This is a genomic window from Maribacter aestuarii, assembly GCF_027474845.2.
Lineage (GTDB): Bacteria > Bacteroidota > Bacteroidia > Flavobacteriales > Flavobacteriaceae > Maribacter > Maribacter aestuarii.
The window spans coordinates 2,431,990-2,456,700 of sequence record NZ_CP107031.2 but is presented as its reverse complement, the minus strand read 5'-3'; the positions used below and the strand labels follow the sequence as shown (position 1 = coordinate 2,456,700).

19 protein-coding genes are annotated in these 24,711 nt (G+C 40.5%); 2 read left to right on the top strand and 17 right to left on the bottom strand.

The features are described from left to right. Positions 1–148: 148 nt before the first annotated feature. The 4 genes from queG to ruvB all read right to left on the bottom strand — a co-directional run bounded on the left by queG (position 149) and on the right by ruvB (position 4,292). Positions 149–1,066 carry a tRNA epoxyqueuosine(34) reductase QueG gene (queG, locus tag N8A89_RS11090; RefSeq protein ID WP_281542332.1) on the bottom strand — a complete coding sequence of 306 codons (918 nt, stop codon included), beginning with the start codon at positions 1,064–1,066 and terminating at the stop codon, positions 149–151. Between the two features lie 40 nt (positions 1,067–1,106). Next, entirely contained in the window at positions 1,107–1,685 is a 579-nt protein-coding gene (locus N8A89_RS11085) for a c-type cytochrome (RefSeq protein WP_281542331.1), read from the bottom strand. Positions 1,686–1,940: 255 nt separating this feature from the next. Beyond that, positions 1,941–3,269, bottom strand: a complete 1,329-nt coding sequence (locus tag N8A89_RS11080; protein WP_289644317.1) for a cytochrome P450 — start codon at positions 3,267–3,269, stop codon at positions 1,941–1,943. Beyond that, a complete protein-coding gene (ruvB, locus tag N8A89_RS11075) occupies positions 3,270–4,292 on the bottom strand; it encodes a Holliday junction branch migration DNA helicase RuvB (protein ID WP_281542330.1) in 1,023 nt (340 codons plus the stop codon). Between the two features lie 179 nt (positions 4,293–4,471). Between ruvB and N8A89_RS11070 the strand changes: the two genes are divergently transcribed. After that, positions 4,472–6,736 carry an acyl-CoA dehydrogenase family protein gene (locus tag N8A89_RS11070; RefSeq protein ID WP_281542329.1) on the top strand — a complete coding sequence of 755 codons (2,265 nt, stop codon included), beginning with the start codon at positions 4,472–4,474 and terminating at the stop codon, positions 6,734–6,736. Here the strand turns inward: N8A89_RS11070 and N8A89_RS11065 are convergent. From N8A89_RS11065 to N8A89_RS11025, 9 genes are all read right to left on the bottom strand, one after another. Next, positions 6,733–7,560: a GIN domain-containing protein gene (locus N8A89_RS11065; RefSeq protein ID WP_281542328.1), complete on the bottom strand. Its 828-nt coding sequence runs from the start codon at positions 7,558–7,560 to the stop codon at positions 6,733–6,735. The genes N8A89_RS11070 and N8A89_RS11065 overlap by 4 nt on opposite strands. A 123-nt stretch (positions 7,561–7,683) precedes the next feature. Continuing rightward, positions 7,684–9,519 (bottom strand): cytochrome c oxidase subunit I, encoded by a 1,836-nt coding sequence (locus N8A89_RS11060; RefSeq protein ID WP_281542327.1) that lies wholly within the window; start codon positions 9,517–9,519, stop codon positions 7,684–7,686. Positions 9,520–9,583: 64 nt separating this feature from the next. Continuing rightward, a complete protein-coding gene (locus tag N8A89_RS11055; protein ID WP_281542326.1) occupies positions 9,584–10,687 on the bottom strand; it encodes a cytochrome c oxidase subunit II in 1,104 nt (367 codons plus the stop codon). A 36-nt stretch (positions 10,688–10,723) separates the two neighbouring features. Then, complete coding sequence (locus N8A89_RS11050; RefSeq protein WP_281542325.1) at positions 10,724–12,058, bottom strand: quinol:cytochrome C oxidoreductase; 1,335 nt, start codon at positions 12,056–12,058, stop codon at positions 10,724–10,726. A gap of 15 nt (positions 12,059–12,073) precedes the next feature. After that, positions 12,074–12,634: a c-type cytochrome gene (locus tag N8A89_RS11045; RefSeq protein ID WP_281542324.1), complete on the bottom strand. Its 561-nt coding sequence runs from the start codon at positions 12,632–12,634 to the stop codon at positions 12,074–12,076. Between the two features lie 2 nt (positions 12,635–12,636). Continuing rightward, positions 12,637–13,167: a DUF3341 domain-containing protein gene (locus N8A89_RS11040; protein ID WP_289644316.1), complete on the bottom strand. Its 531-nt coding sequence runs from the start codon at positions 13,165–13,167 to the stop codon at positions 12,637–12,639. 2 nt (positions 13,168–13,169) lie between these two features. After that, positions 13,170–14,915, bottom strand: coding sequence for an NrfD/PsrC family molybdoenzyme membrane anchor subunit (nrfD, locus tag N8A89_RS11035; protein WP_281542322.1), 1,746 nt, complete (start codon positions 14,913–14,915; stop codon positions 13,170–13,172). A gap of 31 nt (positions 14,916–14,946) precedes the next feature. After that, the gene (locus N8A89_RS11030; RefSeq protein ID WP_281542321.1) at positions 14,947–18,072 is read right to left on the bottom strand and encodes a TAT-variant-translocated molybdopterin oxidoreductase; all 3,126 of its coding nucleotides are present in this window, start codon (positions 18,070–18,072) and stop codon (positions 14,947–14,949) included. 31 nt (positions 18,073–18,103) lie between these two features. Further along, complete coding sequence (locus tag N8A89_RS11025; protein ID WP_281542320.1) at positions 18,104–19,486, bottom strand: cytochrome c3 family protein; 1,383 nt, start codon at positions 19,484–19,486, stop codon at positions 18,104–18,106. A 232-nt stretch (positions 19,487–19,718) separates the two neighbouring features. Between N8A89_RS11025 and N8A89_RS11020 the strand changes: the two genes are divergently transcribed. Beyond that, entirely contained in the window at positions 19,719–20,090 is a 372-nt protein-coding gene (locus tag N8A89_RS11020) for an SPOR domain-containing protein (protein ID WP_281542319.1), read from the top strand. A 41-nt stretch (positions 20,091–20,131) separates the two neighbouring features. Here N8A89_RS11020 and infB read toward each other — a convergent pair whose 3' ends face one another. The 4 genes from infB to rimP are packed head-to-tail and all read right to left on the bottom strand — an operon-like array spanning position 20,132 to position 24,581. Beyond that, entirely contained in the window at positions 20,132–21,262 is a 1,131-nt protein-coding gene (gene infB / locus N8A89_RS17805; protein WP_430681983.1) for a translation initiation factor IF-2, read from the bottom strand. Further along, entirely contained in the window at positions 21,216–22,832 is a 1,617-nt protein-coding gene (locus tag N8A89_RS17800) for a translation initiation factor IF-2 N-terminal domain-containing protein (protein ID WP_430681982.1), read from the bottom strand. Before N8A89_RS17800 ends, infB begins: the two co-directional genes overlap by 47 nt. A gap of 42 nt (positions 22,833–22,874) precedes the next feature. Next, positions 22,875–24,107, bottom strand: a complete 1,233-nt coding sequence (gene nusA, locus N8A89_RS11010; protein WP_281542318.1) for a transcription termination factor NusA — start codon at positions 24,105–24,107, stop codon at positions 22,875–22,877. A 12-nt stretch (positions 24,108–24,119) separates the two neighbouring features. Next, positions 24,120–24,581: a ribosome assembly cofactor RimP gene (rimP, locus tag N8A89_RS11005; RefSeq protein WP_281542317.1), complete on the bottom strand. Its 462-nt coding sequence runs from the start codon at positions 24,579–24,581 to the stop codon at positions 24,120–24,122. Positions 24,582–24,711 lie beyond the last annotated feature (130 nt).

The following is a 24,711-nucleotide window of genomic DNA, read 5'->3' as shown; positions in this document are numbered from 1 at the left end:
CGATTTTGGAATCCTTTAAATTTTAGTTCTAAACTGCGTATTTCCTAAAATTATGGACGAACCAATATAATATTTTTAATACTATCTGAACGATACTTGGTTCAAAAAGAATTGCCTTGCACCTACGAAAACGATTGAGTAGAGTAATTTACTTTAAAAAATTGATGTTGCGTTGTAGACCGGAGAACTTGGTACGCTTTACGGCCGACTTTTGAAATACCTTTTTAAAAACGGTCTCGGTAATTTCTTCCCAATCTTTCTTGGTCATGGAAAGCAAATCCGGATGCGGGTTGAAAAGCGGCTCTCGGTGCGGTTTTGAAAATTTGTTCCACGGACATACGTCCTGGCAAATATCACATCCGAAAGCCCAATCATTGAATTGCCCCTCAAATTCACTTGGAATTTCATTTTTAAGTTCTATGGTAAAATATGAAATACACTTACTTCCATCTACGACATAAGGCTCAACGATTGCCTCCGTTGGACAAGCGTCAATACACGCCGTACATGTACCACAATGGTCGGTGACCGGCATATCATGTTCCAGTTCCAAGTCCACAATGAGTTCAGCGATAAAGTAAAAGGAACCCACTTGTTGCGTCAATAAATTACTGTGCTTTCCAATCCATCCCAGACCACTCTTAGCTGCCCACGCCTTATCCAATACCGGAGCGGAATCAACAAAAGCCCTTCCATTAACTTCCCCTATTTCCTCAGAAATGAATTCCTGTAATTTTTTCAGTTTCGCTTTGATGACATGGTGATAATCCTGACCGTAGGCATATTTGGAAATCTTGTAGGTATCATCAATTTGGGTTTTCTCAGGGTAATAATTTAGTGTTAGCGATATTACCGATTTTGCTCCGTCGACCAACAGTCTCGGGTCCAAACGTTTGTCGAAATAGTTTTCCATATATACCATTTCGCCATTCATATTCTGGTTCAGCCATTTTTCCAATCGTGGGGCCTCTTCCTCCAAAAACTCTGCTTTGGAAATACCACATGACAAAAAACCGAGGCGTTTGGCTTCGGTTTTTATAAGTTGGGTTATTTCGCTTCGGTTCATACACCGAAGTTACGTCGAAAATTACATTCGCAAAAGTGTCCTATGACGAAGGAGGCTCGTATCCCGGTACTATATTTTCAATAGGCTTAATTGATTTTAAGTACACAAAGATTGCTTCAATGTCCGCATCGGTAAGGTAGGCATAATGCCGAGGCATTGGAGGCATTATTGGCCTTGTACCATCCAGCCCCTTAAATTTGGCCTCTCGCAAGGCTTTTTGAAACTGTTCTAAAGACCATGTACCTATTCCAGTTTCATGTGGCGTGAGGTTGCCTGCATATGATGTTCCCCACGGACCCACAGCTGCCGTCAGGTCTCCTTTAAAAAGCACCCAGGGACCAATGGGCACGTTTTCCGGAACAGGTGGTAATGTTGTTGAGGCGTCAAAACCCATCATGTACTTCTCCATATCATGTATAGGACCCTCTTGGGTCATTTTTTTAGGCGTATGGCAATCGGTACACCCTAGGACATTAACCATATATTCACCGTGTTCTATTAAGTTCGTCTCTATGTTCGTACTTTGAGCAACTTCTAAATTTTCATTTTTCTTTTCTTTGCATCCTACCCAAAGGGCACTTGAGAAGAGAAATATGATCATGATTAGTTTTACTTTCATAATTCCGCGTTATACTTATTTATTATAAGTTAATTAATAAGTAAAATCGATAAGGAAATAATGTATAAATGGGCTAATATCTTTTATAACCGGAAGTGTCACTGCTCGAAATCTGAAATGAATTCAATGATAAATTACAACGTTCGTAGCCTTCCATAAAAACAATCGATATTCAGAAATTGCTGTAAATAATGAATAAAATAAGATTCTTGTTTTCTTGATTCCGGCCAACGTTAAAAGTAAAATATGGTGTAATTAGCTTCTACTTATAAATTGTAGAAGAACATCTTTTGGCCGTAATGAAATTAATGGATTTAGCTCAATATCTTTTGATGTAGCTTCAATCTTATATCTTTTTAAAATCTCGCCCACAGTAAGCACCATCTCATAGATTGCAAAATTGTTGCCTACACACATTCGTGGCCCTGCTCCAAAAGGGAAATAATAATCGGAAAGTTCCTTTTTGTCTGTTGCACCAAAACGCTCCGGAATAAAGGCCTCCGGGGATTCCCAAAAGCGAGAGTCGCGATGTAATTCATAAATGGCCAATAAAAACATAGTGTTTTTCGGGACTGTATATTCGCCTAATTTATCTTCTTCCACGGACATCCGGTCTATGTAATATGCAGGAGGATATAAGCGCATGGCTTCCTCTACACATTGTTTTATGTAAGCGAGTGACGATATGCTCTCAAGTATATCACTCTTTTCTAAATCAACCTTACTAATTTCATCGAAAGCTTTTTGTTGCTTTTCGGGTTTTTTGGCCAATAGGAACAAGGTGAAGCTCAAGGCATTGGCTGTAGTCTCATGACCTGCGGTAAAAAGTATGAGGACTTCATCTATTAATTGGTCACGGGACATGGTACTGCCATCTTCATAGGTAGCTTTCAAAAGCATGTCCAACAAATCATCATTTTCCACGCCCGATGTAATTCTTTCTTCAATTATTGCGTTGAGTATTACTCTTGCTTCTTTAGAGCGTTTAAGATGATGACCGATTTTACCACTTAATTTAAACCACCAGTTCATGTAAGATTGGCGCATCTCTTGAATCAGCATTCGTTGATTCGTTTCTGTAATCTCCTTAAGTTGAGCCATCTCACTTTCAATATCATTCCTGCTGAAAAGAGACTTGGCGACTACCTGAAAAGCCAAATCACCCATTAGTGGATATACATCTTGAACTTCATTTGGACGAATGCGCAAAAGTTCGTCTTCAATAGCTTTTTTCATAGTGCTCAACAAGCCTTCCAGTTTTTTTTTGTGAAAGGCCGGTTGTACCATTCTACGATGTGCGCGCCAGTGTTCCCCATTTGATGTTAATAGTCCCTTGCCAATATATTTGGCCAGGTCCTTTGTTTGTAATGAAGATTTGTGGTATTTCCTATGCTGTTTTTGGAGGATATGTTTGATAAATCCAGGGTCCCTAGTAAAGACGATGGTTTTTGCTGGCCCAACGCTTACTTTGAAGGTATCACCCAATCTTTTGAAGTTGGTGTGATGAAAAGGCAAAGGATTTTTAAGTATGCTTTTTCTATTTTTAAAGACTTGATATCCTGTAACTCTGGGAAGGTTTTTCATTTAAAATAATCCTCCTTGAACATTTCCTTTTATTCTTCCTAAATGCTTATACGCCAATTCCGTCACCTCTCTTCCGCGTGGAGTGCGCATAATAAATCCTTGCTGAATTAAAAAAGGTTCGTATACTTCTTCTATGGTTTCGGCACTTTCAGAGACCGCCGTCGCTAAAGTAGTTATTCCCACAGGACCACCTTTGAATTTGTCGATTATCGTAGTCAATATTTTATTGTCCATTTCATCCAGCCCATGCGCATCTACGTTCAAGGCTTTTAAACTAAACTTGGATATATCCATATCAATTTTTCCATTGCCCTTAATTTGGGCAAAATCCCGTACCCTCCTTAAAAGGGCATTGCATATTCTAGGTGTTCCCCTACTCCTACCTGCTATTTCAATTGCGGCATCCAGAGATATCGGCACTTTCAAAATTTCAGCACTACGTTCTACAATAGTGGATAACAATTCGGTGGAATAATATTGAAGGCGGCTTTGAATACCAAAACGGGCACGCATGGGAGCCGTTAGTAATCCCGAACGTGTTGTTGCCCCTATTAAAGTAAACGGGCTTAAATTGATTTGCACCGATCGTGCGTTGGGACCTGTTTCAATCATGATATCAATTCGGTAATCCTCCATAGCCGAATACAAGTATTCCTCAACTATGGGGCTTAACCGATGTATCTCATCTATAAAAAGCACATCGCGCTCATCCAAATTGGTTAAAAGTCCCGCTAAATCTCCTGGCTTATCCAGCACCGGACCCGAAGTTATTTTAATTCCAACACCTAGCTCGTTAGCTAGAATATGTGCCAATGTAGTTTTCCCTAGACCTGGAGGGCCATGAAACAAGGTATGATCTAACGCCTCTCCTCTTTGATTGGCTGCCTCCACAAATACCTTTAGGTTTTCCAGTACCTGTTCCTGACCCGTAAAATCATCGAAGGTTACCGGCCGTAAAGCCTTTTCTATATCCAGTTCCTCGCTAGAGAAACCATCCCCAGTAGGGTCCAAAAATTCGTTCATAACATTACCGATAGTATCATAGATTCCACATTCAGTGGAATTAAATTGACATGAATTTTGGAACGATCCAAAAACGTGCCTTCTTCACAAAGATAGCGGAAAAAGAAAAAGGATTTCTAGGCTTACAAAAGCAAGATTAGAGATTATTTTATGGCCAATTAATTTTGTAATTTCAAATTATGAAAAAGAATATTTATCCCCCGGGAATACTTCAATATGTCCCAATATTTTACGTCATCTGGTCAGACGACCTGTTATCCACCTCAGAAATAAATGTAGTAGAGAAGGCCATTAAGGAAGATTCTAGTTTGGATAGTGATCACAGAAAAATTCTAAATTCTTGGTTAAAGGTTGAGAACCCTCCATCAAGTACTGAGTTTAAACAATGGAGCCAGCTTATTTCAGCTTCTAAAGTAAGGCTCATAGAGAGCGAAATTTATCCCTTGGCCACATTTAGCCAAAAAGTTGTTTGCACCTATCACGAGGTTTGCCCCTTTAACGAGTATTTAAAAGAAATAGAGATAAATCTAGGTATACAGCCCAATCACTACAACCATTTATTTGATGTAGAGGTTGTGCATGTATCCTCATCCAAATTTTATAACCCTCAAGAAATTGACACCCTATTAAAAGGTAAACATGCCAATGTTGTGGATGGTTTTAGGTCTGTTCTAAAAAATCCAATTTTTGATTGGGATGTACATCGAAATAAGGAGGAGTTTAGGGAAATAGTTTTAAACCAAGTTAAATTTTTGGCTCAAAAAGGCTACGGAGCCATGGCCTATCCTGAGGCCTATGGGGGCATGGAGGATATGGAGAGTTATGCGACGATATTTGAAAACATGATGTACGTGGATGGAAGTCTGACTATAAAGTTCGGGGTGCAATTTGGACTATTCGGTGGAAGCATCCAAAAACTGGGCACCAAAAAACATCACAATGCTTTTTTGAGCAAAACGGGTACAGCCGAATTGTTGGGATGCTTTGCAATGACGGAAACAGGTCACGGGTCCAATGTTAGGGGAATCAATACTACTGCCACCTATGACAAGACAACCGAGCAAATAATAGTCCACACACCGGGCAAAAATGACAACAAGGAATATATAGGCAATGCCCTGCATGCAACAATGGCTTCGGTATTTGCACAGCTTATTGTTGATGGTAAAAATGAGGGTGTCCATGCAATTCTAGTTCCATTACGCGACGAAAATCATCAATTACTTCAAGGAGTTACTGTTGAGGATAATGGTTATAAGTTGGGACTCAACGGGGTTGATAACGGCAAAATATGGTTTAATCAAGTAGCAGTACCCAGGGAAAACCTTTTGAATAAATATGGAGATATAACGCCAGAAGGCAAGTATCAGTCCGATATCAAAAATCCGAACAAGCGCTTTTTTACCATGTTGGGGACCCTGGTCGGCGGCAGAATATGCGTAGCAAGAGCAGGTTTAGGAGGGGCGAAGATGGCACTTGCCGTGGCCATAAAACATGCCTTGAAAAGAAGACAGTTCAATGATAGCGTTAAAATACAAGAGGATTTGTTGATGGATTACCCGACCCATCAATTACGCTTGACGCCTTTAGTGGCTAGTGCCTATGTTTATCATGTTGCGCTGGATAAAATGATGGAAGTCTATTGCGACGACACCCAACCCGATAAGCGACAGGTTGAAACGCAGGTAGCGGGATTAAAGTCTATCATCACCTGGTATGCCAATTCAACAATTCAAGAATGTAGGGAAGCTTGCGGTGGCAAAGGCTATCTCTTAGAGAACCGCATCGCAGACCTAAAGGGTGACGTGGATATTTTCACCACCTTTGAAGGTGATAACAATGTGCTTTTACAATTGGCGGCAAAGGGAGTGCTGTCGGATTTTAAGGCAGAGTTCAATAGCGCAGGATTTTCTTCGGTATTAAAAGTTTTGGCAAAACAGTTGAGCGATAAACTTGGGAATATAAATCCCATGTATTCGAATAAGGTGGAGGCTGCCCATCTTTACAATCCAAAATTTCATAAACATGCTTTCGATTATAGGACGCGAAGACTCACTTACACCCTCGCAATGCGGATTAGGGGATATATAAAGAAAGGAATACCATCCTATCAGGCATTTTTAAAAGTTCAAACGCATTTACTAGAGCTAGGGAAGGCATATAGTACCGAGCTGGCCTATAACACCTACACGTCGTATACCGAGAATATTCCCGATGCCAAAAATAGAGTGCTTTTTGAGAAGTTGGGTACTCTTTATGCTCTCCATGAGATTCGTAAAGATGCGTCTTGGTATTTGGAACAAGGCTATTTAGGAAGTACAAAATCCAAAGCGATCCGACAAAGGGTAGAACGGCTTTGTACAGAACTTAGACCACATATGAATTCTTTGGTGGATGGTTTTGGAATACCTGAACATTTGATGACGGCCCCAATAGCTAATTAATCCACTTCCTTGTTCAGTTGAGAAGTATCCAAAAAGTCTAGAATGGTAATTTTTGGATTACCAAATAAACTGATTCTTGAAGATCCGCGAGAGGATAATTGAAAATCTTCTAGTACGTTTACCTGGGCTTTAGGTGAATCCTCAGAAATCAATACGGTTTTTGTTGTCTCTAACTTTTCTGCTTTTAGACTACTATCTCCATATAATTTAGCCATTAAAAAATCTGCGGAACCTTCCATTTTAGCAGATGCATTCTTATACATATAAAGGGTATTCGTCGCGCCGGTCGCGTAAATTTTCACATCTATACGGTCCTTTAAAGTCAAATTGAGAGAATCACTGGCGAGGTTGAAGTCTCCTGAACTTATTTCTTCCATATTAATATTGATGATATCTGCAGTAGCGTTCAATTCCAATCTAGAGGTTCCATAAGTATTAACATCCAATTTATCCGTGGAGATAACATCCTTCATACTAATTTCACCATTCCGCATTGTTAAGGCATCCAATTCCGTATAATAAACCGTGATATTCAGCTTTTTCTTTGCAGTAATGTTGTAAAAGGAGGAAATGATAAGCATACTATCGGTTACCTTGAATTTTAAAACGTCTATCAAGTTATCGTCCGCTTCTAAGGCATAACCCTCATTGGAAGATTTTTGTAGCACGATTTCGAGATCATCATGTAATTGGATGGCATTAAAAGCGGGCAAATTCTCCCTGACCTCCACCACGTTTTTATTTCCCTTTATTTTAGGTTTGCGTTGAGCGAATGTTTGGAGCCCCAAAAACATTAGCACCGTTAGAACAACTACTCTTTTCATATAAATTCCAATTATTGCATCAAAAGTATAACAAAAGTAATGAATGTACTTATCTAAATCATATGCAAAAAAAATACCCAACTTTAAAAGTTGGGCATTTTAAATTAAAATATAGTTTCAAATCTAGTGATTTAACTCTTCCTCATCTTCCTGCAAAGGAATGTGTTGTGGAACATAATCCTGACCTGGTATTATATATTCACCATCGGCATCCACTTTGCTATAATCATATGCCCAACGATGTACCTCAGGTATAGGACCATCCCAGTTTCCATGAATATGCTTGGTTTCAGTGGTCCACTCCAATGTATTGGAACTCCAGGGATTTTTGCCACCCTGTTTACCGTAGAAAATGCTATGAATAAAATTATATACAAATACCAATTGGGCCGCACCTGCAATTAGGGCAAAAACAGTCATTAGCACTTGAACATCGGTCAGCTCATCGAACATAGGGAATGCGGTATTCTGATAATATCTTCTAGGTACACCGGCCATGCCCACAAAATGCATTGGGAAAAATATCCCATAAGCACATATAGCAGTTACCCAAAAATGAACGTAACCCAGATTCTTATTCAACATCTTACCTTCAAACATTTTAGGGAACCAGTGGTAGACTCCCGCAAACAAACCATATAGGGCAGATATCCCCATTACCAAGTGAAAGTGAGCCACTACGAAATAGGTGTCGTGCACGTTAATATCCAAGGTACTATCTCCCAAGATGATTCCAGTCAAACCTCCGGTAATGAAAGTAGATACCAATCCTATGGAAAACAGCATAGCGGGATTCAATTGTAAATTACCCTTCCACAAGGTTGTAATGTAATTAAATGCCTTTACTCCAGATGGTATGGCAATTAATAAAGTCGTAAAAGTAAATACTGATCCTAAAAATGGGTTCATTCCAGAAATGAACATATGATGCCCCCATACGATTGTAGAAAGGAATGCAATCGCCAAAATTGAAGCGACCATGGCACGATAACCAAATATAGGCTTACGCGCATTCGTAGACATTACTTCCGAAGTAATACCCAATGCAGGTAATAAAACGATGTAGACCTCTGGATGTCCTAAGAACCAAAATAAGTGTTCGTATAAGACCGGTGAACCTCCTTGGTAATGCAATACTTCACCTTGAATAAAAATATCCGATAGAAAGAATGACGTACCAAAACTTCTATCCATAATCAATAGCAAAGCAGCAGAGAGCAAAACTGGAAAAGAAATAACCCCAATAATAGCCGTTACGAAAAATGCCCAAATCGTTAATGGCAATCTAGTCATGGACATGCCTTTTGTTCTTAGGTTAATGACCGTAACGATATAGTTCAAAGAACCTAAAAGCGATGAGGCTATAAAAATGGCCATAGAGACCAACCATAAGGTCATACCCATTCCTGATCCAGGTTGCGCCATAGGAAGTGCACTTAATGGAGGATATATGGTCCATCCAGCAGCTGCAGGTCCTGCTTCAACAAAAAGGGAAGAAATCATAACCATGGTGGCCAAAAAGAATAACCAGAAGGATATCATGTTCAGAAATCCTGATGCCATATCACGAGCACCTATTTGTAGCGGAATCAATAAATTACTGAAGGTTCCACTTAATCCTGCCGTAAGCACAAAGAAGACCATGATGGTTCCGTGCATGGTTACCAATGCCAAATAAATATCGGCATCCATTATACCATCAGGTGCCCATTTTCCCAGAAATGTATCAAAGACCAAAAATGACTCTCCAGGCCAGGCCAATTGCATTCTCATTAATAATGACATTGCAATACCTATGAAACCCATTACAAAAACACCTAAAATAAGGTATTGTTTGGCAATCATTTTATGATCTTGACTAAATATGTATTTGGTTACAAAGGTTTCTTTGTGATGATGATGTTCATGATCATCATGTGCATGTTCATCTACATGTGTATGTGCTGATACTACTGACATAATCCAATTCTTTTTTTTATTTAACTTCTTTTTCTAGCCTAATTTTCAAATTTTACGTACAAACCTATAGCCCTGTCGAAGCTCCTTCCACAGTATTGAACGCTGGATTGGAATCATCCTTGAGCACTGTTTCGGCAAATGTCGCCTGATTTGACATCCACTCATTGTACTCTTCTTCCGTTTCCACAATAATCTTCATCTGCATATTGTAATGTGATTTTCCACATATTTTATTACAAAGTAAAATATAGTCAAACTCCCAAGGATCGAGAACTTCTTCGCCAGAAGCCGATTTTTCTGCTCTAATGATATTAGTTCTTTTAACCTTATCCATTACATCCGGGTTTTGACGCATCTCCTCTGTAGTATAAATAGGGGTAAATGAAAATTCAGTAATCATACCGGGAACACAATTCATTTGCGCCCTAAAATGTGGCATATATGCCGAATGCAGAACGTCTTGTGATCGCATTTTAAAGTTTACCTTTCTACCCACTGGAAGATGTAATTCTCTTACAATAATATCATCAGCAGCATATGTATCCGCTTCATCTAGACCCATAATATTTGCCTTGTCTATATCTATCATTCTTACGTTGGCTCCGCCCAAAACATTATCAGCCCCACCATATCTTGCCGTCCAGACGAACTGTTGTGCGTACAATTCCACTATTAAGGGGTCATCTTCATCGTTTACGTCCATGATGTTCGTCCAGGTATACAGTCCCCAAAGAATTAATCCTGATAATACGATTACCGGAATAATGGTCCATATAAACTCTAAACGATCGTTATCTGCGTAAAACAAAGCTTTTTTACCTTTCTGTCCTCTGTACTTATAGCCAAAATAGTACAACAATGCTTGAGTAATTGTCTGTGTAATAAAGATTATCACAAAGGAAACTAACATCAAATAGTCGTATTCCGCACCATGGTCAGAAGCCGCCTCTGGCAATAAAAACTTGCCATATTTCCAAAAACTAAATATAGTAATCGCATAAATAAATATGAGAAAGGCGAACATCAAATAACCATTGTACTTGTTATCCTTATCCGAAGCTACCTCAGAATTATTTGTTTTGAGTTGTGATAATTCAAACATCTTGGTCATTTGCCAAATAGCAATTGCCACTAGAACTAAAACAACTAAAGTTAATAATGTAGTCATTGTATGATTTAATATTATACTTTAAAACTCAGTAATCTAATAATGAAAGTGTCTACTTTCCTCAATAAACGGATTCCTCTTTGGTTGTAAAGGTGCCGTTGTCAGTGCCCTGAATACCCAAAAGATAAAGAAACCGGTAAAAAACAAAAATGCACCAATTTCCGGAATACCAATATACCACTGGTCTCCCACAGTAGATGGCATAATCGCATTAAAAATATCCATGTAATGCCCTGCCAAAATTACCAGACCGGCCATTACCACAAACCAGTTCACCCGCTTGTAATCGCTATTCATTAATAAAAGAACAGGAAACAAAAAGTTCATTGCCACCATTCCGAAAAAAGGTAATTTATAATCCTCTATTCTTGTAACATAATAGGTTACCTCCTCTGGAATATTGGAATACCATATCAACATAAATTGTGAGAACCATAAGTACGTCCAGAAGATACTAATACCGAACATGAATTTTGCCAAATCATGGATGTGACTATCGTTCACTTCAGGTAAATATCCTTTGGATTTTAGATAAATAGTAACCATGGCAATGACCGTAATACCAGAAACGAACATGCTTGCAAAAATGTACCAACCGAATAGTGTGCTGAACCAATGCGGATCAACGCTCATTATCCAGTCCCATGACATGATAGATTCTGAAATTAAATAGAATACTAAAAACGCCGCTGAAATTCTAAAGTTCAGTTTGAAGTTAGAGTTGTTATCAGATTCATCTTGCTTCAAAGATAATTTTCTGGAATACTCGCGATAAGCAATCCACCCACCAAGGAAAACAACTGCTCTTATGAGAAAGAATGTTGGATTCAGATATCCAGATTTACCAATCAATAATTCGTCATGGGCAACCACTTCCGGGTCCATCCAAACAAAGAGATGGTTCATATGTAAAACGGATAATACCAAAATCACAAATACAATAATACCGCCAGGCACCAAATACGCAGTAATACCTTCCATTACCCTAAACAACAAGGGTGACCAACCGGCCTGGGCGGCTCTCTGAATAGCATAGAATGCCAAAACACCAAGGGCTATCATCATAAAAAAGAATGCGGCAACATATAAAGCGGCCCAAGGTTTATTCTGCAACTGATGTAATAAATGCTCATCATGCGAAGTGCCGTGTTCCTCACCATGCTCCGAAGCAACGCCATGCCCTTGGTCACCCATATGAGCGGCATCTTCTTCATGTGCATCCCCATGCCCATCATCATGACTTACGGCTACCATTGCTTTTGCCTCTTCTACAGTACTGGGAGCAGCAAGAAAACCCCATCCAATACCCAATACACCAACTACCATTAAGATAATGGAGCCCATTTTAAGTCTATTCGAGAATGTATACATACCTTTCGCTTCCTATTATTTCGTTAAATCTTCTTTCAGCTTCATCACATATTCAGATACCTGCCACATTTCCTTAGTATCCATTTGAGACGCGTAGGAACCCATGGAGTTTAAACCATACTGCAAGGTATGATAGGTAGTTCCTACAGTAATATTCCTAGCCGCATCATCATAACTTGGAACACCTAATATTTTTTCTTGCTTAACCAACCAACCTTGACCATTTCCCTTGTCACCATGACAAATGGCGCAGTAGATGGTATACAACTGTCCTCCAACCGCAAGATTCTCCTCAACCATCATTGAATCCAATGGACTTTCATTAAGTCTGGCAAGTTCCTTTCCCTCCGGTGTATTTTCATAACCGTAAGGCAACCAACCTCTATTTATCGTATTCGCTGGCGGAATCATTGCTTCAGAATTAGATGGTAAAAAATCCACCTCACCGTAAGTCTCGTAACCCACAGGTTCATACATATTTGGCATGTATTGATAGTTTGGTTTACGGTCATCTTGGCAGGCCACGAAAGCCCACATCAAGCAAATAACAATTCCTATTTTCTTAAAACTGTTCATATTCAATGACTGTTTTTTTCTGATATATTAATTTCCACCGCTCCGGTATCTGCCAATAAATCCTTTAATTCTTGTTCGTTGCCATGAATTTCTATCTCCATAAGAAAATGATCATCGGTGGTACGTACATCTGGATTTTCAGCTTTTTTGAACGGCCACAACCTACTACGTAAATAAAAAGTAATTACCATTAAGTGCGCCGCAAAAAATACGGTAAGCTCAAACATAATAGGCACGAATGCCGGCATATTTTCTATATAACTGAAGCTTGGCTTACCACCAATATCTTGTGGCCAATCCTCAATCATAATATAGTTCATCATCACAATGGCAACGGTCAGCCCCACACATCCGTACATAAAGGATGTTATGGCAATACGTGTTGGAGCCAATCCCATAGCTTTGTCCAATCCATGTACCGGAAATGGGCAATACACTTCTTCAATATGATGCTTGGCCGCCTTTACTTTCTTTACGGCATGCATTAACACGTCATCATCGTTGTAAAAAGCCTGAATAACCTTTGATGCCATATCTAGTATTTCTTGTTATTTAATAATCTTGCTTGTCCCGCCCAGTCATCACGTTGCGCTCTTCCTGGAAAAGTTCCGGTAATGGAGTCCAATAAATTGTATTCCCTTTCCGTCATTCTACCTACTTGGGCAAAAGTGAAAATTCCAATATCGTTCAGGGTGGCCTCCATCTGAGGACCGATACCCTTAACTTTTTTCAAGTCGTCCGGTGTCTCCGTTGTAGAATCAAATTTTCCGATTGAACTTAATAACTCATTGACGCCTACCTTGTCGCCCGCAGTAGGAACAACTTCTCCCATCAAAACATCATCCGTGATAGGCTCAGCCACTTCGACCCTATTTGTGGAGATATTATAAAGCGGTTTCCCTGCATCCCTTAAATTTTTATAGCGCTCGCCAGAAGATTTTAAAATCGATTTTACTTCTGCCTGAGCAATAACCGGGAACGTTCTTGCATACAATAAGAATAGTACAAAAAAGAAACCTATGGTACCTATGAAAATTCCAATGTCTACAAAAGTCGGAGAGAACATCGTCCATGAAGATGGAAGATAATCCCTGTGTAACGAGGTTACGATAATAACGAAGCGCTCAAACCACATTCCTATGTTTACTACAATAGAGATAAAGAAAGAGAACATGATACTGGTACGTAACTTTTTAAACCACATAAACTGCGGGGAAAATACATTACAAGTCATCATTGCCCAATAGGCCCACCAATAAGGTCCCGTTGCCCTGTTCAAGAAAGCATATTGTTCATATTCAACACCAGAGTACCAAGCCATAAAAAGCTCCGTAATGTAGGCACAACCTACTATGGAACCCGTAATCATGATTACGATGTTCATTAATTCGATATGCTGCACAGTAATGTATGCTTCTAGGCTACACACCTTTCTCATAATTATAAGCAAGGTATTTACCATTGCAAAACCGGAAAAGATAGCACCGGCCACAAAATAGGGCGGGAATATCGTAGTATGCCATCCTGGTATTACAGAGGTAGCAAAGTCAAAGGATACAATGGTGTGTACAGAAAGAACCAGTGGCGTGGCCAAACCAGCCAATACCAAAGAAACTTCTTCAAACCGTTGCCAATCCTTGGCACGACCACTCCATCCAAAACTTAAAAGACTATATATTTTCTTCTGAAACGGTAAAACCGCTCGATCCCGAATCATTGCAAAATCTGGTAGCAAACCTGTCCACCAAAAAACCAAGGAAACGGATAGATACGTAGAAATAGCGAAAACGTCCCAAAGCAAAGGCGAGTTAAAGTTTACCCATAAAGAACCGAATTGGTTCGGAATCGGTAATACCCAATAAGCCAACCATGGTCTACCCATGTGAATGATCGGGAAAAGTCCTGCTTGGATTACAGAGAAAATTGTCATGGCCTCCGCAGAGCGGTTAATTGCCATTCTCCATTTCTGACGGAATAATAAGAGTACGGCAGAAATCAAAGTTCCGGCATGGCCGATACCTACCCACCAAACAAAGTTGGTAATATCCCAGGCCCAATTAACTGTTTTATTCAATCCCCATGTACCGATACCGGTGGAAATCGTATAGATGATACAACCTACTCCCCATAAAAATGCCACTAAGGCAATGGAGAAAACTATCCACCAATGCTTGTTGGCCCTTCCTTCTACAGGAGCGGCGATATCCACTGTGACATCATGGTAGCCTTTGTCTCCAACTACTAGGGGTTTTCGTATAGGTGCTTCGTAATGCGACGCCATAGACTTCTGTTATAATTACTTTCTCGTATTGTTATGCTTCGTTGGTATTCCTCACTTTAACATGATAGAATACGTTCGGTTTGGTTCCTACATGTTCCAACAGATGGTACATTCTATCACTTTCCTTTAGTTCGGCAATTTTGCTGTTCTCATCATTGATGTCACCGAAAACAATGGCTCCGTTGCTACATGCGGATGAACAAGCCGTTTGGAACTCACCATCCTTAATTAATCTACCATCCCTTTTGGCATCTAAAATGGTCTTTTGTGTTTTTTGAATACACATAGAACATTTTTCAATAACCCCTCTAGATCGCACATTAACGTCTGGATTCAAAACCATTTTACCCAAATCATTGTTCATATGAAAATCGAACTCGTCATTGTTATTATACAAGAACCAGTTGAACCTTCGCACTTTGTATGGGCAGTTATTGGCGCAATATCTTGTACCTACACACCTGTTGTATGCCATTTGATTTTGTCCTTGTCTACCATGTGATGTTGCCGCAACCGGACAAACCGTCTCACAGGGAGCATGGTTACAGTGTTGGCACATTACTGGCTGAAATACAACCTGTGGTTGATCCGCAGGATCTTCCAATTCACCGAACCCTCCAAGGGAACCAGTATCTCCAGAAAGACCGTCAAAAGCCTGCTTTTTATTGTTATCTAGTTGGAATGTTTCTTCGGAAGAGTAATACCTATCTATACGCAACCAGTGCATATCCCTAGACTTTCTTACTTCTTGCTTTCCAACCACGGGAACATTATTCTCCGCGTGACAAGCGATAACGCAAGTACCACAACCGGTACACGCATTCAAATCAATTGACATGTTGAAGTGATGACCTATAGAGCGGTCGAAACCAGCCCAAAGATCAACAGTAGTTGCAGGAACTTCTTGATGATTTAACGATACCTGCGGTACATGGTTCCATTCCGCATGGTCCTTTGTATTGAAAATCTCCAATGACGTTTCTTTGATGATATCTCCCCTACCCATCAAAGTTTTATGCAGTTGAATACATGCGAACTCATGCATTCCAGAGGCCTTTTCAATCGTTACCGGTTGGTTTGCGGTAAAACCTTCATAAATCCTAAAGGCATTAACACCCGTCTGCATTTCCTCTTTCATACCGGTAGTTTTACCATAACCGAAAGCAAGACCAGCAGAACCTTTTGCCTGACCTGGTTGCACAACCACTGGAACATTTTCCAAGGTAACTCCGTTCACCGTAAGGTTTACATAACTACCATTCATTCCACCATTAGCAACATTTATATTTTCAACGCCCATTGCTTCCGCATCGGACTTGGAGATAGTAACATAATTATCCCACGATACCCTAGTGATAGGGTCCGGAAACTCCTGCAACCAGGGGTTATTAGCTTGTTGACCATCACCCATTCCTACTTTGGAATAAAGTGTAAGTTCCATTCCATCACTTGTGGAATTAGCCAAGCTACGAATGGCCGAGGCAATAGGTAAAGCCTGTGCAACATCAGAAACTTCATTTTCCTCAGAAACGGCTTCCTCCTCAGCAACCCCTTCCATGCCCACCATCATCATATCCGCACTGAAGACACCATCTTGTAGCGTCTGATTCCAATCGGCACCGTTCAGGATGTTTGCAGTCCAAGTTTCCTTGATATACTCGTAATATGATTTATCACTACCCATCCACCCCAAAACTGCATTCTGAAACTGCTTAGTGTCAAACAATTCCTTAATGGTGGGTTGCATTAAACTGTAGTGTCCTTTTTTAATTTCCAAATCACCCCAAGATTCCAAGTAGTGGTTGGCAGCGGCCACATATTGTACGGCCTCTGTTGTTTCGTTCCAGTTCGTTGAGAAGGCAACCGTTAAGTCTACCTTTTCCAGACCTTCCTTAAAATCATCGGTATTGGGTAATGAATACATCGGGTTAACACCGTCCATGATCAAAGCACCGACTCTACCCGCTTTCATATCCGCTATTAAAGCGTTAACCGCCTTTACACTACCCTGTCTTGCATATCTAGGCGCAGCAGCATCAAAAGCCTTACTCCTCAACATTTCGTTAATAGCCAAAACTACCGCCTGAGCATTTAAATCGTCCAAACCAGTAACAACTACCGCCTCAGAATTTGCCTTTCTAATTTCCATGGCAATCTGGTCCACAACGGCATCGTATTCCGAGGTGTTACCACCTACAGAAGTACCGTTCAATTTCCCATAAAGTTTTGCAAGGACAATTTTTTGGGCAGATGGCCTCAAAGCAATACGCTTATCGGCGTTAGCTCCGGTTAGTGACATATTAGCTTCTAACTGAATATGCCTGGACATTTTACCGTTCTTTGGAACACGCCCTTTGGAGTAGCCTCCGTCGTAACCTCCACCTTGCCAATCTGCCAAGAAGTCGGCACCAAAGGAGACGATTAAACCCGCCTTCTCAAAATCGTAATCCGCAAAAGCACGTTCACCATATTTATTTTCAAATGCCGTTAAAGCAGCATCCTCAGAAATGGAATCGTACGTTAAATGAACAACATTGTCATTCGTCGCCTTCAACTCACCCATCAACCTATTCGTAGAGGGACTTGCATAGGTTTGAGTCAGTAACGCGATTTTCTTTGACGAGCCTTTGAGACTTCCCATTTTCGCCCTAACAGCAGCGTTCAAGACATCCCACTCCACAGGCTCACCATTGGCCAAAGGCCCTTGCAACCTTGTACTATCGTAAAGCGAAAGTACCGAAGCTTGAATTCTTGCATTCGCCCCACCCCCGACTTTAGCCAAGGTATTGTTCTCAATTTTAATGGGCCTACCCTCACGGGTCTTTATCAAAATACTGGCAAAATCGAAACCATTGGCAATCGAAGTCGCATAAAAGTTAGCTACACCTGGTACGATATTTTCTGGCTGAACTACATAGGGAATCGATTTAATAACCGGACCCTCACATGCCGCCAAAGTAGCAGCCGCCGTACTAAAACCAACATATTTTAGAAAATCCCTACGATTAGTACTTGTTGATGATAAGGTTTCCTTATCTCCCAAGAAATCGTCAACCGGAATCGGTTCTACAAATTCATTTTGTTTTAGCGCCTCAACAATGGAATCGTTAGGATTTAACTCCGCTTCGTTCTTCCAATATTTTTTGTTTGATGCCATACGTATTATCTGTAATTAGCTTCTTTATTAATTAATAGTGACACTTTCCACATTCCAAACCACCCATCTGGGCAGCCGTTAAATTCTCTACACCATACTTTTTGGAAAGCTCAGCGTGTATCTTTTCGTAGTAGGCATTACCTTCCACCTTAACATTAGTTTCCCGGTGGCAATTGATACACCACCCCATTGTTAATGAAGAATATTGATACATTATCTCCATCTCCTCTACGGGGCCATGACAAGTCTGACACTCGATACCCGCAACGGATACATGTTGGGAGTGGTTGAAATAAGCGAAGTCCGGTAGATTATGGATACGTACCCATTCCACTGGCTGACTTTCGCCCGTATATTTCTGATTCTCTTCGTCCCAACCCACTGCCTTGTACAATTTCTTAATTTCCTTGGTGTAGAATTCATTGGTATATCCATTGGCCAAATCCTCTTGTGACGGTCCTTCTGCGGTACCGGAATACTCGTAAATAGATTTGTGGCAGTTCATACAAACATTCAGCGACGGAATCCCTGAATGCTTGGAAACACGTGCCGAGGAATGACAATATTTACATTCGATTTTATTAACCCCCGCATGAATTTTATGCGAATAATGAATTGGCTGAATTGGAGCGTAACCTTGATCAACACCCACCTGCATCATCCATCCATAGGCAAAATAAGCACTTCCCAACAAGAGAAAAATAGCAGTCACCAAAACTAAAAATTGATTTTGAGCGAAAGCCTTCCATATCGGCGTTCTTTTCTCCGCCTTTTCTTTCTCGACGACAATTCCGTTGGCCTCAGCTATACGCTTTAACGTGTTGTTCACCAAGAACAACATCACCACTAACAGGCCAAATACTAAAACAAGCGCCCCTAGTATGATTTCGTTAGAGATTCCGCCAGTATTGACTGCTCCGACACCTACAGTCGCAGCTGCACCAGCTGGTGGTGTTGCAGGAGATGTAGGTGGTGCGGCGGTATAAGCCAAAATATTATCTATATCCTCATTGGAAAGCGTAGGGAATGCGGTCATGGCCGCTTGGTTATACTCTGCGTATATTTTATTCGCGTAAGCGTCACCGGATTTAATCATTCCAGGGCTGTTTTTAATCCAGCTGTACAACCACTCTTTGCCCAACCCTTCTTCTTCAGCCAAGCGACTTTCAACATTGGCTAATGCCGGACCCGTCATTTTACGGTTCAGCGCATGACACGCAGCACAATTTTGGTTGAAAAGTGCTTTACCCGCGACAGCATCACCACCAGCAGCAGCTTCTGCGGATTCAGCAGGAGCTGTCGTTTCTTCGGCGACAACCTCTTGAGCAAAAGTAAAAGTTGAAAAAAGCAGGAAAACTAACAGGCTAAGCCCTAAAACTTTAGAAAACTGATTTCGGTATGGAACCTTTTTCATATATCGAATATTTCAATCGGAATCTTGGCATGATTTTGGTCTTCACAGCTACAGAAAAGAACGACTATATGCCTAAATCGAAGGCAAAAATACGACATAGACTTTATTTTGAAAAATGTTAATCTATTTATAATTTCTAATTTATAAGTGTTCTAAATAAGCTAAAATTCTTTTGTTTAATCTTTAAAAAATTACTTTTGTGTAGCTATTCCGTGTCTATATAAAAAGATTTATGAAAACCATAGTTTATACCGTGATTCTTGTTTGTTTTTCCGCTATTAGCCATGCTCAGAACGCGGATATCAACATTGAACAAGACGAGAAAATTGATCGATTATTGAATATTTACAAATCTGCACTTAGCAGTTCTGAATATTATCGAATTCAGGTTGGATTTGGCAATTCAGATAAGGCACAGGCCATAAAATCTGATGTTGAAATAGACTTTCCAGAATTGCCCTCACGGATTGATTTTGACTCTCCAACTTATAGGGTAAGAGTAGGCCGATTTAAGACGAAACTTGAGGCTGAACGAAAATTTAACGAAGTCCGGGCAAAGTATCCAGATGCGATGTTATTAAAACCAAAAAAATCGACCAAATAGGTCGATTTTTTATTTAAATTTTTAATCTTTCTACTACGAGATTACTTTGATTTTAATTTCTTCTTGACTGCAACCTCTTGGAATGCTTCAACAATATCTCCTTCGTTGATATCATTATAATTCTTTATCTGAAGACCACAATCATATCCTTTGGAAACTTCTTTAACGTCATCTTTAAACCTTTTAAGCGATGAAAGCGTGCCCGTGTAAACTACTACGCCATCCCGTATTAGACGGATGTCCGAGTTCCTGAAAATCTTTCCACTGGTCACCATACAACCGGCGATAGTTCCAATTTTGGAGATTTTGAAAGTTTCCCTTATCTCGGCAGTACCGGTAATTTCCTCTTTCATCTCTGGAGAAAGCATTCCCTCCATAGCATCCTTCAAATCGTTTATCGCATCATATATGATGGAATACATTCGAATATCTATTTCTTCTTTTTCGGCTATGGCCTTGGCATTACCCATTGGCCTAACGTTAAATCCGATAATAACGGCATCCGAAGCGGAGGCCAATAGCACGTCGGACTCCGTAATGGGTCCAACCGCCTTGTAAATGATATTTACCTGGATTTCGTCTGTGGACAACTTTTGGAACGAGTCCGTAAGAGCTTCAACCGAACCGTCCACATCACCCTTGAGAATAATGTTCAATTCTTTGAATTCACCTAGAGCAATTCTTCTTCCAATTTCATCGAGAGTTATATGACGTTGCGTCCTAACGGATTGCTCACGTTGCAATTGGGATCTTCGAGATGCGATCTGCTTAGCTTCACGCTCATCTTCCAATACATAAAACTTATCCCCTGCCTGGGGCGCACTATCCAAACCAAGAATCGAAATAGGCCTAGATGGACCGACTTCATCTACATTATTTCCACGTTCGTCCTGCATCGCCTTTATCTTTCCACTAGTAGTACCCGCAAGCACATAATCACCAATTTTTAGCGTTCCTGCTTGAACTAGAATGGTAGACACATAACCTTTTCCCTTATCCAAAAAGGCCTCTACCACTGTACCACTGGCCAGTTTATTCGGATTTGCTTTCAATTCCAATAGTTCAGCTTCCAGAAGTACCTTTTCCAAAAGCTCCTTTACACCTGCGCCAGTTTTGGCAGAAATATCATGGGACTGTATTTTTCCGCCCCAGTCTTCCACTAAAAGGTTCATCTGCGCTAGACCTTCTTTTATCTTTTTCAGGATTGGCCGTTGGCTTATCAATTTTATTAATTGCGAAAACCAAAGGCACACCTGCCGCTTGGGCATGGCTTATTGCCTCCTTGGTTTGTGGCATAATGTCGTCATCCGCCGCTACAACTATGATGGCTATATCGGTTACTTGCGCTCCCCTGGCCCTCATCGCGGTAAACGCCTCGTGACCGGGTGTATCCAAAAATGATATCCTGGATCCGTTTTCTAAGGTCACCCCATAGGCACCTATATGTTGCGTAATACCACCACTTTCGCCGGCAATCACATTTTCTTCACGTATGTAATCCAATAACGAGGTCTTACCGTGATCCACGTGACCCATTACCGTTACAATTGGAGCTCTTGGTTCTAAATCTTCCGGTGCATCTTCTTCCTCAACGATACTTTCCTCTATATCCGCCGTTACAAAGTCCACCTCATAACCAAATTCTTCTGCCACTATGGAAAGTGTTTCTGCATCCAAACGTTGATTCATAGTTACCATCATACCTAAGGACATACAGGCCGAGATAATTTCTGTAGTAGAAACATCCATCATTGTGGCTACTTCACTTGCAGTCACGAATTCCGTTACCTTAAGCACTTTGCTTTCCAGTTCCTGTTGCTCAAGATCTTTTTCCGTCTGTTCACGGTGTTGATCTCTTTTGCTCCTTCTGTATTTGGCTCCTTTTCCTTTTTTAGATTTTCCTTGAAGCTTTTCTAGAGTCTCCCGTACTTGTTTTTGTACATCTTCCTCAGTAGGCTCTACCTTGTTTACGGTCGCGAAACGTCTGCTTCCTCCCTTTCTATCTCCCGCAGCTCCTCTTGAGGCTTGTCCTGGTCCAGAAGTGTTCTTTGTAACAATTCTTCTTCTTCGCTTTTTACGATCAGTACTATCATTGGATTTAGAATCCTCCTTCTTCTTTTTAGGTTTCTGAAACTTGGAAAGGTCTATTTTATCCCCGGTAATCTTTGGTCCGGATAATTTTTTATACTTGGTCTCTAAAGTTTCATTTTCTTCTGCACTCTCAGTTTTAGGTGCAACATCATCCTTTTTCTCGATTGCAACCTCGCTTTTGGACTCTTCCATAACAGGCTTTTCGGCCTTGGGTTCAGCCACAGCATCTTTGACCTCCTCCACTTCCTTTGTGGGCTTAGGGGCACTGGCTTTTTTCTTAGGACTCAAGTCTATTTTACCCACGGTTTTTGGTCCCGCTAAGTCTACTTTACCTACCAGTCTTTTCTCCTCTGCCGCGGCATTCCTTTTTTCACGGGCCAGTCTTCGCTCTTCCTGCTCCTGTTCCAATTGTATCCTGATGGCCTCTTTTTCCTTGCGTTTTTCCTCCCCGACTTCCTTGGACGCAACTTTTTTGCTCATATCCGTCTGGAACCCATCAACCAAGACCTGATAAACCTCATTGGAAATTTTTGTGGTCGGCCTTGCGTCCACATCATGTCCTTTGGAGCTCAAATAGTCTATCGCCCTATCCAAGGAAATATTAAGTTCCCGAAGAACTTTATTAAGCCTAATTGTTGCATTATCTGCCATAAATACTGATTCCCGTTCTTATATTCTAGTGCTAATATATAGCTAATCTTCTAATTCTTCTTTTAGGATACGTACAACTTCCAATATTGTCTCCTCCTCTAAATCCGTACGTTTTACCAAATCGTCTACATCTTGTTCCAGTACACTTCTTGCGGTATCCATACCTATCTTCTTAAACTCGTCTATAATCCAAGCTTCTATCTCATCTGAAAACTCTGTCAATTCCACATCCTCCTCAACACCTTCCCTAAATACATCTATCTCATAACCAGTTAACTGACCAGCAAGTCTAATGTTATGCCCACCTCTACCAATGGCCTTTGAAACCTCCTCTGGTTTAAGGTAAACCTGCGCTGTCATCTTCTCATCGTTCAACTTAACGGAAGAAACTCTTGCCGGACTCAATGCCCTTGTCACCAATAACTGGGGATTTGAAGTCCAGTTTATCACATCTATATTTTCGTTACCCAACTCCCGAACTATGCCGTGAATACGAGAACCCTTCATACCTACACAGGCCCCAACCGGGTCTATACGGTCATCATATGAATCCACCGCTACCTTGGCCTTTTCCCCAGGAATACGTACCGCTTTTTTAATGGTGATTAAACCATCAAAAACCTCTGGGATTTCTTGGAAAAACAATTGCTCCAAAAACAAAGGGGAACTTCTGGACATGATAATCGTTGGTTTTGCTCCTTTAAGCTCAACACTTTCAATGATACCCCTAACATTATCACCTTTACGAAAGAAATCGGAAGGGATTTGACGATCTTTTGGAAGTATAATTTCATTCCCTTCATCATCCAACAAAATTATAGCCTTATGACGGATATGATGTACCTCAGCGGTGTATATTTCTCCCTCCAAGTCTTTAAATTGCTTGTAAATGGTTGTATTATCGTGCTCATGAATTTTAGAAATAAGGTTTTGACGCAATGCCAAAATGGCCCTTCTTCCCAAGTTAATGAGCTTAACCTCTTCTGATACATCTTCCCCTACCTCAAAATCAGGTTCTATCTTTCTTGCCTCGCTCAAAGAAATTTCTTCGTTAGGCTCTTCTACTTCCCCGTCCTCTACAACGACACGATTACGCCAAATCTCCAAATCTCCCTTGTCCGGGTTAATGATGATATCAAAATTATCGTCTGAACCAAACTTCTTCTTTAGAGCGTTACGGAAAACATCCTCTAAAATTGCCATGAGCGTTACTCGGTCAATGAATTTATCATCTTTAAATTCCGAAAAAGATTCTATTAACGCAATATTTTCCATTTGTGATTACAATTAAAATTTTAATACAACTTTTGCTTTCTTAATATCAGGAAATGCTATTTCCTGTCTTTTCTGTACCGTAACCTTACCTTTACCAATAGGTTTTGGCTCCCTTGCCTTCCATTCCAAGACAATTGAATCCTCATCGGCAGCAGTCAGATTGCCTTCATATTTAGTATCCGTTGTTTCAACGGCCAACTTTCTTCCAATATGCTTTTTGTACTGTCTGGGGAGCGTCATTGGTTCCGTGGCACCTGCCGATGCAACTTCCAAAGAAAAATCAATTTCTTCCCTATCTAAATTATGTTCTATACTTCTACTTATTTTTACGCAATCCGCAACAGTCACCCCATTATCACCATCTATCACTACATGTATCCTGTTATCACCGGATATGGAAAAGTCTATCAAAAAGAGTGACTCATCCTCCTGTAAACCCGCCTCTAAAAGCCTCTTAACTTTGTCCTGTAACATCTAGCAATACTTCCAAAAGCGCAATCTATTTGAAACATCAATATAACTAACGCCTTACATTTTCATTAATATCCAAAAGGACGCAGTAAAATATTGCTAATAAAAGAGGGGACAAATTGTCCCCTCATGA

Bases quoted from the DNA above. Each gene is read 5' to 3' on its own strand.
- queG (WP_281542332.1), bottom strand. From the start codon at position 1,066: ATGAACCGAAGCGAAATAACCCAACTTATAAAAACCGAAGCCAAACGC.
- N8A89_RS11085 (WP_281542331.1), bottom strand. From the start codon at position 1,685: ATGAAAGTAAAACTAATCATGATCATATTTCTCTTCTCAAGTGCCCTT.
- N8A89_RS11080 (WP_289644317.1), bottom strand. From the start codon at position 3,269: ATGAAAAACCTTCCCAGAGTTACAGGATATCAAGTCTTTAAAAATAGA.
- ruvB (WP_281542330.1), bottom strand. From the start codon at position 4,292: ATGAACGAATTTTTGGACCCTACTGGGGATGGTTTCTCTAGCGAGGAA.
- N8A89_RS11070 (WP_281542329.1), top strand. From the start codon at position 4,472: ATGAAAAAGAATATTTATCCCCCGGGAATACTTCAATATGTCCCAATA.
- N8A89_RS11065 (WP_281542328.1), bottom strand. From the start codon at position 7,560: ATGAAAAGAGTAGTTGTTCTAACGGTGCTAATGTTTTTGGGGCTCCAA.
- N8A89_RS11060 (WP_281542327.1), bottom strand. From the start codon at position 9,519: ATGTCAGTAGTATCAGCACATACACATGTAGATGAACATGCACATGAT.
- N8A89_RS11055 (WP_281542326.1), bottom strand. From the start codon at position 10,687: ATGACTACATTATTAACTTTAGTTGTTTTAGTTCTAGTGGCAATTGCT.
- N8A89_RS11050 (WP_281542325.1), bottom strand. From the start codon at position 12,058: ATGTATACATTCTCGAATAGACTTAAAATGGGCTCCATTATCTTAATG.
- N8A89_RS11045 (WP_281542324.1), bottom strand. From the start codon at position 12,634: ATGAACAGTTTTAAGAAAATAGGAATTGTTATTTGCTTGATGTGGGCT.
- N8A89_RS11040 (WP_289644316.1), bottom strand. From the start codon at position 13,167: ATGGCATCAAAGGTTATTCAGGCTTTTTACAACGATGATGACGTGTTA.
- nrfD (WP_281542322.1), bottom strand. From the start codon at position 14,915: ATGGCGTCGCATTACGAAGCACCTATACGAAAACCCCTAGTAGTTGGA.
- N8A89_RS11030 (WP_281542321.1), bottom strand. From the start codon at position 18,072: ATGGCATCAAACAAAAAATATTGGAAGAACGAAGCGGAGTTAAATCCT.
- N8A89_RS11025 (WP_281542320.1), bottom strand. From the start codon at position 19,486: ATGAAAAAGGTTCCATACCGAAATCAGTTTTCTAAAGTTTTAGGGCTT.
- N8A89_RS11020 (WP_281542319.1), top strand. From the start codon at position 19,719: ATGAAAACCATAGTTTATACCGTGATTCTTGTTTGTTTTTCCGCTATT.
- infB (WP_430681983.1), bottom strand. From the start codon at position 21,262: ATGAACCTTTTAGTGGAAGACTGGGGCGGAAAAATACAGTCCCATGAT.
- N8A89_RS17800 (WP_430681982.1), bottom strand. From the start codon at position 22,832: ATGGCAGATAATGCAACAATTAGGCTTAATAAAGTTCTTCGGGAACTT.
- nusA (WP_281542318.1), bottom strand. From the start codon at position 24,107: ATGGAAAATATTGCGTTAATAGAATCTTTTTCGGAATTTAAAGATGAT.
- rimP (WP_281542317.1), bottom strand. From the start codon at position 24,581: ATGTTACAGGACAAAGTTAAGAGGCTTTTAGAGGCGGGTTTACAGGAG.